The 12,437-nt window shown below is 62.7% G+C and carries 14 protein-coding genes and 1 tRNA gene; 8 read left to right on the forward strand and 7 right to left on the reverse strand.

Annotated elements, in window-relative coordinates; translation table 11 throughout:
• The first annotated feature begins 31 nt into the window (after window positions 1-31).
• Both DM374_RS05600 and DM374_RS05605 read left to right on the forward strand, forming a co-directional pair.
• Window positions 32-997 (forward strand): 2-oxoglutarate and iron-dependent oxygenase domain-containing protein, encoded by a 966-nt coding sequence (locus tag DM374_RS05600; protein WP_110968982.1) that lies wholly within the window; start codon window positions 32-34, stop codon window positions 995-997.
• 249 nt (window positions 998-1,246) lie between these two features.
• Window positions 1,247-2,038 carry an outer membrane protein OmpK gene (locus tag DM374_RS05605; RefSeq protein WP_110968983.1) on the forward strand — a complete coding sequence of 264 codons (792 nt, stop codon included), beginning with the start codon at window positions 1,247-1,249 and terminating at the stop codon, window positions 2,036-2,038.
• A 53-nt stretch (window positions 2,039-2,091) separates the two neighbouring features.
• Here the strand turns inward: DM374_RS05605 and DM374_RS05610 are convergent, their stop codons facing one another.
• Entirely contained in the window at window positions 2,092-3,045 is a 954-nt protein-coding gene (locus DM374_RS05610; protein WP_177431513.1) for a LysR family transcriptional regulator, read from the reverse strand.
• Window positions 3,046-3,145: 100 nt separating this feature from the next.
• Here DM374_RS05610 and DM374_RS05615 point away from each other — a divergent pair, with 100 nt between their 5' ends.
• Window positions 3,146-3,880, forward strand: a complete 735-nt coding sequence (locus DM374_RS05615) for an AzlC family ABC transporter permease (protein WP_110968984.1) — start codon at window positions 3,146-3,148, stop codon at window positions 3,878-3,880.
• Window positions 3,877-4,203 carry an AzlD domain-containing protein gene (locus tag DM374_RS05620; RefSeq protein WP_110968985.1) on the forward strand — a complete coding sequence of 109 codons (327 nt, stop codon included), beginning with the start codon at window positions 3,877-3,879 and terminating at the stop codon, window positions 4,201-4,203. The genes DM374_RS05615 and DM374_RS05620 overlap by 4 nt, the downstream gene beginning before the upstream one ends.
• A 54-nt stretch (window positions 4,204-4,257) precedes the next feature.
• On the opposite strand, the gene DM374_RS05625 is transcribed toward DM374_RS05620, so the two are convergent.
• The 4 genes from DM374_RS05625 to DM374_RS05645 form a co-directional block, all read right to left on the reverse strand.
• The gene (locus DM374_RS05625; protein ID WP_110968986.1) at window positions 4,258-5,058 is read right to left on the reverse strand and encodes a nucleotidyltransferase domain-containing protein; all 801 of its coding nucleotides are present in this window, start codon (window positions 5,056-5,058) and stop codon (window positions 4,258-4,260) included.
• Window positions 5,059-5,071: 13 nt separating this feature from the next.
• A complete protein-coding gene (locus DM374_RS05630; protein WP_095159966.1) occupies window positions 5,072-6,292 on the reverse strand; it encodes an RtcB family protein in 1,221 nt (406 codons plus the stop codon).
• Between the two features lie 32 nt (window positions 6,293-6,324).
• On the reverse strand, window positions 6,325-7,470 hold the full coding sequence (locus DM374_RS05635; protein WP_110968987.1) for a slipin family protein: 1,146 nt from the start codon (window positions 7,468-7,470) through the stop codon (window positions 6,325-6,327).
• Between the two features lie 351 nt (window positions 7,471-7,821).
• A tRNA-OTHER gene (locus DM374_RS05645) sits at window positions 7,822-7,890 on the reverse strand.
• 22 nt (window positions 7,891-7,912) lie between these two features.
• On the opposite strand from DM374_RS05645, the gene DM374_RS34050 reads away from it, so the two are divergent.
• Both DM374_RS34050 and rtcR read left to right on the forward strand, forming a co-directional pair.
• Window positions 7,913-8,041, forward strand: a complete 129-nt coding sequence (locus DM374_RS34050) for a hypothetical protein (protein ID WP_263854256.1) — start codon at window positions 7,913-7,915, stop codon at window positions 8,039-8,041.
• A 128-nt stretch (window positions 8,042-8,169) separates the two neighbouring features.
• On the forward strand, window positions 8,170-9,783 hold the full coding sequence (gene rtcR, locus DM374_RS05650; RefSeq protein ID WP_110968988.1) for an RNA repair transcriptional activator RtcR: 1,614 nt from the start codon (window positions 8,170-8,172) through the stop codon (window positions 9,781-9,783).
• 423 nt (window positions 9,784-10,206) lie between these two features.
• Here rtcR and DM374_RS05655 read toward each other — a convergent pair whose 3' ends face one another.
• The gene (locus DM374_RS05655) at window positions 10,207-10,659 is read right to left on the reverse strand and encodes an Lrp/AsnC family transcriptional regulator (protein ID WP_095159969.1); all 453 of its coding nucleotides are present in this window, start codon (window positions 10,657-10,659) and stop codon (window positions 10,207-10,209) included.
• Window positions 10,660-10,798: 139 nt separating this feature from the next.
• On the opposite strand from DM374_RS05655, the gene DM374_RS05660 reads away from it, so the two are divergent.
• Window positions 10,799-11,413 carry a LysE family translocator gene (locus tag DM374_RS05660; RefSeq protein ID WP_110968989.1) on the forward strand — a complete coding sequence of 205 codons (615 nt, stop codon included), beginning with the start codon at window positions 10,799-10,801 and terminating at the stop codon, window positions 11,411-11,413.
• Window positions 11,414-11,433: 20 nt separating this feature from the next.
• On the opposite strand, the gene DM374_RS05665 is transcribed toward DM374_RS05660, so the two are convergent.
• Entirely contained in the window at window positions 11,434-11,646 is a 213-nt protein-coding gene (locus tag DM374_RS05665; RefSeq protein ID WP_110968990.1) for a PLD nuclease N-terminal domain-containing protein, read from the reverse strand.
• Between the two features lie 136 nt (window positions 11,647-11,782).
• On the opposite strand from DM374_RS05665, the gene DM374_RS05670 reads away from it, so the two are divergent.
• Window positions 11,783-12,412 (forward strand): HAD family hydrolase, encoded by a 630-nt coding sequence (locus DM374_RS05670; protein WP_110968991.1) that lies wholly within the window; start codon window positions 11,783-11,785, stop codon window positions 12,410-12,412.
• Window positions 12,413-12,437 lie beyond the last annotated feature (25 nt).

Below are 12,437 nucleotides of genomic sequence, written 5' to 3' on the forward strand. Positions count from 1 at the left end.
ACACCGGGGTCCGCACTTCTTGGAGCCAACCATGAACACCCTGCCGATCATCGATATCGCCCCGCTGTACCAGGACGACCCCGCCGCCCGCCAGGCCGTGGCCCGGCAGATCGACGCCGCCTGCCGCCAATGGGGTTTCTACTACATCAAGGGGCACCCGATCCCGGCCACGCGCATCGCCGAACTGAACGCCGCCGCGGTAGATTTCTTCGCCCGCCCGGCGGAAGAAAAACTGCGTATCGACATCACCCGCAGCGCCCACCACCGCGGCTACGGCGCCATCGCCACCGAACAACTCGACCCGAGCCGGCCGAGTGATCTCAAGGAAACCTTCGACATGGGTTTCCACATGAGCGCCGAGCATCCCGACGTGCTCGCGGAAAAACCGCTGCGCGGCCCCAACCGTCACCCGGACATTCCTGGCTGGGAAACGCTGTTGCAACAGCACTACCAGGACATGCACGAACTGTCGCTGACCCTGCTGCGCGCCATGGCCGAGGCGCTGGGCATCGACCAGGACTTCTTCGACCAACGCTTCGCCGACCCGATCAGCGTGTTCCGCATGATCCACTACCCGCCGCGCCAGACCGCCAGCAGCGCCGATCAGCAAGGCGCCGGCGCGCATACGGACTATGGCTGCGTGACCCTGCTCTATCAGGACAATGCCGGTGGTTTACAGGTGCAGAACCTGGCTGGCGAATGGATCGACGCCCCGCCGATCGAGGGCACCTACGTGGTCAACATTGGCGACATGATGGCGCGCTGGAGCAACGACCGTTACACCTCCACTCCGCACCGGGTGATCAGCCCGCTGGGCGTCGATCGCTACTCGATGCCGTTCTTCGCCGAGCCGCACCCGGACACCGAAATCAGTTGCCTGCCCAACTGTTCGGGCAGCGATAACTCGCCCAAGTACCCGCCGGTATCCTGCAGCGCCTACATGCTCTCGCGCTTCGCCGACACCTACGCCTACCGCCGCGAGGAAGCCAAGGCCTGAGCCCCGCGATGGCGCAGCAACGCGCCATCCTGAAGCAACCCCGTCCCGAGCAATAGCGCGCAACCAGGCCGTTGCGCGCTGTTGCGGCAGCGCCAACGCCCCGCTTACCGCCAATAACGAAAAAACACCGGGAAAAACCGTAATTCTGTCCGGCAAGACAGGAATTGGCGCCGTTCTTGCTCTCTCACTCAAAGCCTGACCAACACGACAGGTTCAACGCTTGAACAACACAAAAATCAGGAGCTTTCGATGACTCGCACCACCACTTCCCTGCTGCTGGCGAGCGGTCTGCTGGCAACCGGTCAGGCCATGGCCGGCGACCTTCTGCTGTGGCAGGACAACAGCCTCACCTACCTCAATGGCGTCGACTTCAAGATCGACCCGCCCAAGCAGCAGACCGTGACCTTCGAACACGCCAGCGGCTGGAGCTTCGGTGACCTGTTCGTCTTCGTCGACGGCATCAAATATAACACCGACGCCACCAACGGTGCCGGCGACGGCCACAGCTTCTACGGCGAGATCAGCCCGCGCCTTTCCCTCGGCAAGATCAGCGGCGCCAACCTGTCGTTCGGCCCGATCAAGGACGTGCTGATCGCCGCGACCTACGAGTTCGGCGAAGACGATGTCGACGCCTACCTGATCGGCCCGGCCGTCGACCTGAACATTCCCGGCTTCGATTACTTCCAGCTCAACACCTACCTGCGCACCCCAGATGGCAAGCGCGACGGCAAGAACGTCTGGCAGATCACCCCGGTGTGGAGCTACACCGTTCCGGTCGGCAACTCCAATGTGGTGATCGACGGCTTCATCGACTGGGTCGTCGACAACGACAAGAGCTATCACGCCAACTTCCACTTCAACCCGCAGATCAAATACGACCTGGCCAAGGCCATGGGCTGGGGCGAGAAGTTCTACGTGGGCGTGGAGTACGACTACTGGAGCGACAAGTACGGGATCAGCGACAACAGCTACCTGGGCGAGGAAATCCTCGGCGGCACCAACCAGAGCGCTATCAGCTTGTTGGTCAAGGCGCACTTCTGAGCCCCGGAAAACCGCCCGTGCCTGGCCGGGCGGTTTTCTCGCCGATTCGCCCGTCAGGCGAACTGCGCGATCAGCCAGGCCTTCAACCGCAAGCACGCCGGGTCGTCAGCCTTTTCTTCCTTGACGATCAAATACTGCAACGCCTCACTGAGGGTCAGTTCCTCGGCTACCGGCCGTACCAGACGCCCTTCGCGCACCATATCCCGCACAAGGTGATCCCAGCCCAGCGCCACGCCTTGCCCATCGAGCGCCATCTGCACCACCAGGCCGTAGTCATTGCTAGTGAAGTAATGCGAATGGTCTGAGGCGGCGAGCGGCCAGTCCCGCGCCTGCAAGGCGAACCAGGCATCCCAGTCGACATGCTCGGTCAATTGGGCGCGGCCATAGGGGTTGAGGTCCAGCAGCACGCTGTTACGAATACCCTCCAGCGTTTTCAGCTCGGGATGGGCATTCAGGTAACCGGGCGAACACACCGGATAGACCACCTCGTGAAACAGCGGCGTACGCAGGTAGCCAGGGCGCAGATCGAAAATCTTGGTGACGAAAATATCCGGATCGATTCCCGGCTCTAGCGCCAGGAAATGCTGAGTGGTGATGATGTTCACATCCAGATCGGGATTCGCACTGAAGAAGCTGTGCATCCGGCGTGACAACCAGAGCGTCGACATCGCCGGCGAGCAGCACAGCGTCAAGGTGCGCTTGTCACTCTTCTGCCGCCGAATACGCTCGGTGGCCTGAAAGATATTGAGCAACGACAGTTGCGCCGCATCGAACAACGCCGCACCCGATGGGGTGAGCATCACTTCGCGGCCCGAACGGACGAACAACTCCGTCCCGAGATGGGTTTCCAGTTCGCGAATCTGCCGACTGATCGCAGCCTGGGTGACACACAGCGCTTCGGCGGCACGGGTGAAATTGCGGTACTTGGCCGCGGCCACGAAGGAACGCATGGCCTTGAACGACGGCATGGCAATCAGGGACTGGTCAGGCTGCGAGCGCTTGGTCATAACAAAAAGTGCCTGGTTTCTCGAACAATAAGTCGGTTCAGCGCGGCGGGCCGGGGCCCTACACTGTATCGCCATATGACAATAACAACGAGGACCTGACATGCCGCTGCGCACAGGTCGGGAAGCCTTCCTGCAAGGTACCCGCGCACTGATCCCGCTGATCCCCGGCGTCATTCCCTTTGGCCTGGTCACCGGCGTCATGGCGATCAAGATGGGCATGTCGCCCGGCATGGCCATCGGCATGACCCTGCTGTTCTATTCCGGCTCCGCCCAGATGGTCGCCCTGCAACTTATCCACAATGGCGTGCTGCCGCTGGCCATTGTCGTGACGGCATTGATCATCAACCTGCGCTTCATCATGTACAGCGCCTCGCTCGCTCCGCATCAACACACGCTGCCACGCCGCTGGAAGTGGCCGCTGTCCTACATGCTCTCCGACCAGTCCTACGCACTCTGCACCCTCAAGCTGAGCAGCGGCGAACTCGGCAGGTTCGCTCACCACTACTACGCCGGCACCGCCGTGGCCATGTGGCTGGCGTGGAATCTGTCGGTCATCGCGGGGGTCTACCTGGGCGCGAGCATTCCGGAAAGCTGGTCGCTGGGCTTTGCCATTCCGCTGTCGTTCCTTGCGCTGCTGGTGCCCGGCATACGCAGCCTGCCGAGCCTTGGCGCGGCGATCACCGGCGGCGTGCTCGCGGTGCTGGCGGTGGACCTGCCCTACAACCTCGGACTGGTCACCGCCTCCCTCGGCGGTATCAGTGCCGGCCTGCTGATCGAACGGCTGCGCCGCAAATCACCCGACATGACGCTCCAGGCGAAAGGGGAACATCCATGAGCGACCTGGCGTTGTGGGGATTGTTCGTGGCGGTGGGCGTTGGCACGTTCGCCATGCGCCTGTCGTTCATCGAGCTGTATGGACAACTGCGCATACCGCCGCTGGTGAGCCGGGCGCTGGCCTATGTGCCGGCGAGCGTCCTGGCTGCCCTGGTCCTGCCCGCAGTGATGTACCCCGATGGACACGGCGATTTCGTACTCGCCAACGCGCAAATTCCCGCCGCCATCATCGCCGCCGCCGTGGCCTGGAAAACGCGCAATACCCTGCTGACGCTGGCGGTGGGCATGGGGGCCTTATGGAGTTTCAAGTGGATGCTCGGATAAGCCGCAGCCCGTGACAGGCAAAAAAGGCACCGGTGCGAACCAGTGCCTTTCCGATCAAACAGCCGTAGCGCTCACGCACTCCCGCAGAAACGCATCCAGCTTCGACACGTCACCGGTGTGCGTGCGTGGAGCGCTCATGCTCTCGGCTCGGTGCAGCTCGGTTTCCACCAGATGCTGCAACACCGGGCGAACCGGGCCACACGCGGCCTCACCGACCTGCCGCTTGAGGCGCAGCAGTTCATTGATCTCCGCGCACTGGACCGGGTCATCGAGGGTTGCCGCCAGCAGTTCCTCAAACACCATCGGCGGCACGCCGAGTCCCTGGTCTATCCAGCGCACCGCCAACAGCGGTCGCAGGACGTAGAAGTACTTCTTGTAGCGCACTTCATCGCCGCGCAGAAACGCGCGGTAGTTGTTCCGCGCCATTGCCAGGTAGTGCGCCCGTACCGCCGCCGGCGAATGGAACTCCAGCGCCAGCTCGCGCAGTCGCCTGCTCGCCACATCGTCCTGGCGATAGACCAGTGGCGAGTCCAGCCACTCCAGCAAGGTCGGGTTGGACTTGCGCAACAAGCGCAGGGCCTTGCGCAGTTCCCAGCCACTGAGGTCGAGTTCGTCGGTCAGCGGACGCTCCAGCACATCGCGCGGCTCTTCCACGCGCAAATACCAGTCCGGCTGATGCACATAGACGAAGCGCACATCGTAATCGCTGTCCGGCGACGCGAAGCCCCAGGCGCGGCTGCCGGACTCGCAGGCATACAACACACGCACCTGCTGCTCGCGCTCGACACGCTGCAGTTCTTCCAGCACCCGCTCGCGCATCGCGGCGGACAATGGATGTCGCTCTTCTCTGTTCATTTCGGTGTTCTCCCTACCCCTTCACACACACCACCTGCCGCAGCGTGTGCACCACTTCCACCAGCTCACGCTGGGCATGCATCACCGCGTCGATGTCCTTGTAGGCCATCGGGATCTCGTCGATCACGTCCTTGTCCTTGCGGCATTCGACGTGGGCGGTGGCGCGTTTCTGGTCCTCGACAGTGAACTGCTTCTTCGCCTGGGTCCGGCTCATGGTGCGGCCGGCGCCGTGGCTGCAGGAGCAGAACGCCTCTTCGTTGCCCAACCCGCGGACGATGAAACTCTTCGCACCCATCGAGCCCGGAATGATCCCGAGCTGGCCCTTCTGCGCCGACACCGCGCCCTTGCGGGTCACCAGTATTTCTTCACCAAAGTGCTGCTCTTTCTGCACATAGTTGTGGTGACAGTTCACCGCTTCGAGGTTGGCCTCGAACGGCTTGCGGATCACCTGTCGCGCCGTAGCAATCACCGCCTGCATCATCAGTTCGCGGTTCTGTCGGGCGAAGTCCTGGGCCCAGCCCACCGCCTCGACATAGTCGTCGTAATGCCGGCTGCCTTCCTCGAAATAGGCCAGGCTGCGATCCGGCAAGTTGGCGATGTGCTGACGCATATCCGCCTGCGCCAGCTCGATGAACAGGTTGCCGATGGCATTGCCGACCCCGCGCGAACCGCTGTGCAGCATGAACCAGACCCGATTCACTTCATCCAGGCAGACCTCGATGAAGTGGTTGCCTCCGCCGAGTGTGCCCAGGTGCGCACGGTTGTTGGTCTTCTCCAGCTTCGGGTACTTGTCGGTGATCGCCTTGAAGCGCCCGGCCATCGCCGACCAGGCCTGGTCGGCCGCGTTCGGCACATGCTCCCAGGCGCCCTGGTCGCGGCGCCCGAAGGTCTTGCCGTGGGGCACGGCCTTCTCGATGGCGCTGCGCAGGCCGAACAGGTTATCCGGCAGGTCCGCTGCCACCAGCGAGGTGCGCGCGGCGATCATGCCGCAGCCGATATCCACGCCCACCGCCGCGGGAATGATCGCGCCCTGGGTGGGGATCACGCTGCCAATGGTCGAGCCCTTGCCCAGGTGCACATCCGGCATCACCGCCATGTGTTTGAAGATAAACGGCATGCGCGCCGTGTTCAGCAGTTGCTGGCGCGCATCGGGCTCCAGCGGCACGCCTTCGATCCAGGCTTTCACCGGCTTGCCGTTGGCGACTTCCAGCAGTTGATAGGTTGCGTCTTTCATCATCGTGTTCCGTCATTGCCGGCAGGCCTGGCTCAGGCCTGCTTCAGCGTTACCAATCCATTCAATACCTGATCCAGGCCGCCGAACACCGAAATCCGGTCGATCCGCTCGGCCACCCGCTCCAGGGTTTCCAGCTCCTTGAGGCGCAGCGCGACAGGGTTGTCTTCCATCACCTTCGCCGTGTTCAACAGCGAGCGGGTTGCCGAGGTTTCTTCGCGGCGGCGGATCACGTTGGCCTGGGCCGACTTTTCCGCTTCCACCACCTGGGCCAGCAGGGTCTTCATCTCGCCAGGCAAGATGATGTCACGCACGCCCAACCCGGTGACCTCGATCCCGCTGTCCGCCAACCGCGCCGCGAGGTGGGCGCTCACCGCCTCGTCGATCAGTTGCTTGTTCTCCAGCAACTCGTCGAGGCTACGGGTTCCCACCGCCGCCCGCAGGCCGAATTGCAACTCGCGATACAGGTGTTCCTGCGGCTTGCTCAGTTGCGAGAAAGCCGTCAGTACATCGCCGTAACGCCAGTTGGCAATCAGGTTGAGGCGCAGGCTCACCTTGTCGCGGGTGAGGATTTCCTGGCCACTGACTTCCAGCGCCTGAATCCGGGTGTCGATCAGTTCCACACTAACCTGACGGTTGTAACGCCAGAAACCGTACTGCCCCGCAGGCAGCAGTTCCAGCACCACGCCGTCGATTTTCAGCACGCCGACCTGATACGCCGGCACCTGTACCATCAACACCGCGTCCAGCCCCGCCAGGGTCCGGCCCCGCAGGTTCGACTGACTCAGCCGCGCCACCAGCGCGGCATCCAGCCGGTAATCCTGGCTGAAATCCTGCCGTTCCAGACGCTGTCCGGCCTGGCCTTTCCAATACAACTGGCGACTGCCGGGCGGGAGGATTTCCACCAGCCAGTCCTCTTCGTAACGCAGGCCGACCTCGTCGCTGCCGACATCCATGCGGGTGAAGTACTGCTCCACCAGCGCCGGCTCGGACTGGCGCAGGTAACCGGCCAGACGGTGCTCGAACAGCGGCGCATTGAGGCTGAACGTCTCCACGCTCAGGCGGTTGTGAAAGTCGAAATGGCGGTGGGTGCCCGGCTCCAGGATGGCGAGAAAGTCGCCTTCCGAGTACAGCAGGCCACGTTCGTTCTTCTTCACGGTAAAGCGCTTGAGCATTTTCATAATCTGTTTTCCTTCTCTAATTTCGATCATCCAGGGTGCCGGTGTTCGCCGGCCCGCCGGGTATCGCCGATGAAGCCCGCAAGAGACGCGGCATACGGACATCCTGTCCCTGTGGCCGGATCCTCCAGCCGAAGCCTGTCTTGTCGCGGGCCCGATCAGCGGACCGGGCGGGTCGGCGCTGGCATTGGGTCTGACGTTGCTGGCCACGTGGGCTGACGACGCTTTTCCCACCGCCACACCGGCGGGTATTGCAGTGATGAGTAGCTGCCTTAACAGGGCAGTGTTCGAGCGGGAATCGAACCCGCGACAAGCCATCCGGGATGGCCGCTCTAACCGACTGAGCTATCGAACTGCGAGCAGGAGTCGAACCTGCGGCCGATCACCCGAAGGTGACTGCTCTACCAACTGAGCTATCGCATTGACCCCACTTCGATACAGCGGCATGCCCGACACCGACACCAGGGTGGGCTCGGGCACCGGCGAGGTTGTGAACCTCGACCCGTGGGCTGCATCAGCGATGGTCGAGAAGGATATTGCGAGCGGCGTGCCAGCTTTATTTTTCGCGCCCTAAAAAATTATTAAGTTATTGATTTAAATATCATTTAAATAAATACGTCACACAGAAAGGCCGAAACCAGCGTAGTAAGCAGTAATGTTTTCTTATATTTTGCTATCGCTATTTATCTTTATGGATAACTCATGAAAGCGAAGAAAACAGTCGCCATCGGATTCCTCGGCTCCACCCTCGACCGTGTCGGCAAGGGCGCCGCGCGCTGGTGGAAATGGCGGCCGACCGTGGGGCTGTGCCAGCAAGCGGAACTGCAGGTCGACCGCCTGGAGCTGATCCACGGCATGGACGCCCGCGACACCGGCCTGGCCGAACGCATTGCCGCCGATGTGCGGGAAGTGTCGCCGCAGACCGAAGTCCGCCTGCAACCGATGCGGCTGCGCGACCCGTGGGATTTCGAAGAGGTGTATGGCGCGCTGCATGATTTCGTCAGTGCCTACCCCGTGGACACCGAGCACGAAGACTACGTCGTGCACATCACCACCGGCACCCACGTGGCGCAGATCTGCTGGTTCCTGCTGACCGAAGCGCGTTACCTGCCGGGCCGCCTGGTGCAGACCTCACCCGCGCGGCGCCGGGAAGAAGAACAGAAGCCTGAAGGCCGGGTGGCGATCATCGACCTAGACCTGTCGCGCTACGACCGCATCGCCTCGCGCTTTCGGCGCGAGCACGAAGAAAGCCTGCTGTTTCTCAAGTCCGGCATCGCCACGCGCAACGCCGCGTTCAACCGCTCCATCGAGCAGATCGAGCGGGTCGCCGGACGCTCCCGCGCGCCCATGCTGCTGATCGGCCCGACCGGCGCGGGCAAATCATTCCTGGCCCGGCGCATCTACGAACTCAAACGGGCGCGGCATCAGTTCCAGGGCCGCTTTGTCGAGATCAACTGCGCCACCCTGCGCGGCGATGGCGCGATGTCGGCGCTGTTCGGCCATATCAAAGGCGCCTTCACCGGCGCGCAAAACGCCCGCGAAGGGCTGCTGCGCGCGGCGGACGGCGGCATGCTGTTCCTCGACGAGATCGGTGAACTGGGCGCGGACGAACAAGCCATGCTGCTCAAGGCCATCGAGGAAAAACGCTTCTTCCCGCTGGGTTCCGACCGCGAAGTCAGCAGCGACTTCCAGTTGATCGCCGGCACCCACCGCGACCTGCGCGAGCGGGTTGCCGAAGGCCTGTTCCGCGAAGACCTGTATGCCCGCATCAACCTGTGGACGTTCGAACTGCCGGGGCTCGCGGGCCGGCGCGAAGACATCGAACCGAACATCGACTTCGAGCTGCAACGGCATGCCCAGGAACAGGGCCGACTGGTGCGCTTCAACCTTGAAGCGCGGCGTCACTACCTGGCGTTCGCCCATTCGCCGGAAGCCCGCTGGGCCGGCAACTTCCGCGAACTGTCCGCGTCCATCACGCGCATGGCGACCCTGGCTGACAGCGGCCGGATCGACCAAGCGTTGGTCGAAGAAGAAATCGACCGTTTGCGCCACGCCTGGGGCTCCGCTCCCGCCCGCGAGCCGTTGCGGGACTTGCTGGGGGATGACCTGGACAACCTCGACCTGTTCGATCGCGTGCAGCTGCAGGCGGTGATCGAAGTGTGCCAGCACGCCCGCAGCCTTTCCGAGGCCGGACGGCAGTTGTTCGCCGTCTCACGACAGGCAAAACAGACGCCCAATGATGCGGACCGGTTGCGCAAGTATCTGGGGCGGTTCGGGTTGGTGTGGGATCAGGGGGTGAGGCTGGAGCAGCCATAAGGGGGTTGCCGCTAAAGGCTATCGATTGGCGCGATGCTCAATGCGCCGCAGCAGCAATCCCCGATGCAGGTCACTCTCGACATGCCCACCGCGAAGGCCGAGGAACTCGACCACATAGGCATCGCGGAAAACGTCCATTACGCCGGGATGGGTTAGTGTCACCAGTGGTGTCACTTTTGCCGGTGACAACACGCTGCGTTCGAAAAGGCCGGCCTTGAACGCAACACCACCTGTACGCCTAATGCCAGTCAGTTAAACCAATTGGGGCCGCTTTGCGGCCCTTCGCGAGCAAGCTCGCTCCCACATAACCTGCACCTTGGCCAGGATCCTGTGGGAGCGAGCTTGCTCGCGAAGGGCTGCAAAGCAGCCCCAACATAGGCGCCAAAACGCTAACTGACTGGCATTAACCTGTACGCCTCCCTTTCACACCGGCAACGGCCGATCCCGAATCACCTGCTTCATCACCAGCGTCGAACTCAGCCGCTGCACATTGGGCAGCCGCGCCAGGTGCTCGTCGTAGAGCTGCTGGAAGGCCGGCAGGTCGCGGGTGACGATGCGCAGCAGGTAATCCGGGTCGCCGAACAGGCGCTGTGCTTCGAGGATTTGCGGAATCTCCGGCAGGGCGGCTTCGAAATCCTGGACCGCCTGCTGGTGGCCTTCGCGCAAGGTGACGAAGACGATTGCGGCAAAACTCAAGCCCAGCTCGGTGGGCGACAGGTAGGCGCGGTAGCCCTGGATAACCCCGGACTCTTCCAGTGCCCGCACCCGGCGGTGGCATGGCGACAAGCTCAAGCCGACGCGATCGGCCAGCTCGGTAAGCGATTGCCGACCATCACGTTGCAGCTCGGCAAGAATATTTCGGTCAATGCGGTCCATCTGGAAGGTTCTTCCACTCAACAGGCGAACTGTCAGGATATACGAAAGATAATCCTGGCCGTGCTTCCTTATTCTTCTGGTAACCCGGCGAAGTTCACGGCTCGCCCTTCATATCACAGGAAAAAAGCTGGAGCCTCAAATGACTGTCAGTGTGCTGGCCACGTTCTGGGCGGTGTCGTTGTTGTTCGTGATCACCCCCGGCGTGGACTGGGCTTACGCCATCTCCGCGGGAATTCGCGGGCGCTGGGTGGTGCCGGCGGTGGCGGGCCTGCTCTCCGGGCATTTGCTGGCGACAGTGATCGTCGCGGCGGGGGCCGGCGCCTTGCTGGCGAGCAATCCGCTGGCGCTGTCGGTGATGACCATCGCCGGCGCGCTGTATCTGCTGTGGATGGGCATCAACATGCTGTGGAAACCATCGACACCGCAAGCCGGCGAGCAGAAGGCGGACTCCTGGTCGAGCTGGGCGATCAAGGGCTTTTGCGTCAGCGGGCTGAATCCCAAGGTGTTCCTGCTGTTCCTGGCGTTGCTGCCGCAGTTCACCGATCCCCTGTCCAACTGGCCGCTGCCCGTGCAGATCATCGCCCTCGGCCTGCTGCACGCTGTGAGTTGCGCAATCATTTACTTGATGGTGGGTTTCGGCGCGCGCAGTGTTCTGCAAACCCGCCCTTCAGCAGCGCGAAACGTCAGCCGGCTGTCCGGCGCGGCGATGATCGCCATCGCCGTGGTGCTGTTGTCGGAGCGGCTGATGGGCTGACGCGGTTATGTGGAGGGCACTCAGCCTTCCTTGGACAGCGGCACGTCAGGTCGGGATTTGGGGCCGCTGACGCCCCAGACCAACAGCCCGATGAACGGTACGAATACCACGAAGAGGATCCACATCATCTTGCTTTCGGCCCGCACGGTGCTGCCGATGATGCGCTTGATGGCCCAGATTTCCAGCAGCGCCAGTAGCACCGCCAGGGTGATCCACAAGTAGCCGTGTTCCATAAGACATCTCCCGTTTGGCTGTTCACGTTAGGCGTACCAGACGCGTCGGGGTTCATTCGGATTGTTGCCGGCGCGACTGCACAGCGGCGCGACAAGGTGTTCAAATGCCTTCTTCCCTGTCGCACGGAACCTGCCGATGCCACACCCTGCCGTGATCTTCGATGCCTTTGGCACCCTGCTGCATATCCGCCGCCCCCGGCATCCGTATCGCCGTCTGTTGAAGCTGGGCCAGGCGCAAGGTCGCAAGCCCCAGGCGGATGACACGCGCTGGCTGATGCAGACTCCGTTATCCCTGGAAGAAGCCGCCAACGTCCTCGGGATCGACGTCAGCCGTGAACAACTGAGCGCACTGCAGCAGTTGCTCAGCGATGAGCTGGCCAGCATCGAGGCCTACACCGATGGATTGCAGGCTGTCGCGCTGCTGCAGGATCAAGGCATTCGCGTGGCGGTCTGCTCGAACCTCGCCAGCCCTTACTGCGATGCGGTCCAGCGCCTGTATCCGACGCTGGATGCCTACGCATTCAGTTGCGAATTGGGCGTGATGAAACCGGACGAGGCGATCTACCAGGCCACCTGCGAGCGGCTGGCATCGTCCAGTGAAATCACCTGGATGGTGGGCGACTCTCAGCGTTGCGACCGGGACGGCCCGCGGGCCTTCGGGCTACGCGGGTTCTTCCTGGACCGCCACCACGGCAAGAGTGACTACCGCGAGCTGACCCATTTCGCCCGAGACGTATTGCACGCCCTCGAGCAGGACGCCCGGTAACAGGCACGTCGGCCTGCGCCCGGGC

This window comes from Pseudomonas huaxiensis, from assembly GCF_003231275.1.
Lineage (GTDB): Bacteria > Pseudomonadota > Gammaproteobacteria > Pseudomonadales > Pseudomonadaceae > Aquipseudomonas > Aquipseudomonas huaxiensis.

Excerpts from the sequence above, each read along its gene's own strand:
- DM374_RS05670 (WP_110968991.1), top strand. The coding sequence starts at position 11,783 with ATGCCACACCCTGCCGTGATCTTCGATGCCTTTGGCACCCTGCTGCAT.
- DM374_RS05635 (WP_110968987.1), bottom strand. The coding sequence starts at position 7,470 with ATGAAAATGCTCAAGCGCTTTACCGTGAAGAAGAACGAACGTGGCCTG.
- DM374_RS05655 (WP_095159969.1), bottom strand. The coding sequence starts at position 10,659 with ATGGACCGCATTGACCGAAATATTCTTGCCGAGCTGCAACGTGATGGT.
- DM374_RS05630 (WP_095159966.1), bottom strand. The coding sequence starts at position 6,292 with ATGAAAGACGCAACCTATCAACTGCTGGAAGTCGCCAACGGCAAGCCG.
- DM374_RS34050 (WP_263854256.1), top strand. The coding sequence starts at position 7,913 with ATGCCCGACACCGACACCAGGGTGGGCTCGGGCACCGGCGAGGTTGTG.
- DM374_RS05610 (WP_177431513.1), bottom strand. The coding sequence starts at position 3,045 with ATGACCAAGCGCTCGCAGCCTGACCAGTCCCTGATTGCCATGCCGTCG.
- DM374_RS05615 (WP_110968984.1), top strand. The coding sequence starts at position 3,146 with ATGCCGCTGCGCACAGGTCGGGAAGCCTTCCTGCAAGGTACCCGCGCA.
- DM374_RS05665 (WP_110968990.1), bottom strand. The coding sequence starts at position 11,646 with ATGGAACACGGCTACTTGTGGATCACCCTGGCGGTGCTACTGGCGCTG.
- DM374_RS05660 (WP_110968989.1), top strand. The coding sequence starts at position 10,799 with ATGACTGTCAGTGTGCTGGCCACGTTCTGGGCGGTGTCGTTGTTGTTC.
- DM374_RS05620 (WP_110968985.1), top strand. The coding sequence starts at position 3,877 with ATGAGCGACCTGGCGTTGTGGGGATTGTTCGTGGCGGTGGGCGTTGGC.
- DM374_RS05600 (WP_110968982.1), top strand. The coding sequence starts at position 32 with ATGAACACCCTGCCGATCATCGATATCGCCCCGCTGTACCAGGACGAC.
- rtcR (WP_110968988.1), top strand. The coding sequence starts at position 8,170 with ATGAAAGCGAAGAAAACAGTCGCCATCGGATTCCTCGGCTCCACCCTC.
- DM374_RS05625 (WP_110968986.1), bottom strand. The coding sequence starts at position 5,058 with ATGAACAGAGAAGAGCGACATCCATTGTCCGCCGCGATGCGCGAGCGG.
- DM374_RS05605 (WP_110968983.1), top strand. The coding sequence starts at position 1,247 with ATGACTCGCACCACCACTTCCCTGCTGCTGGCGAGCGGTCTGCTGGCA.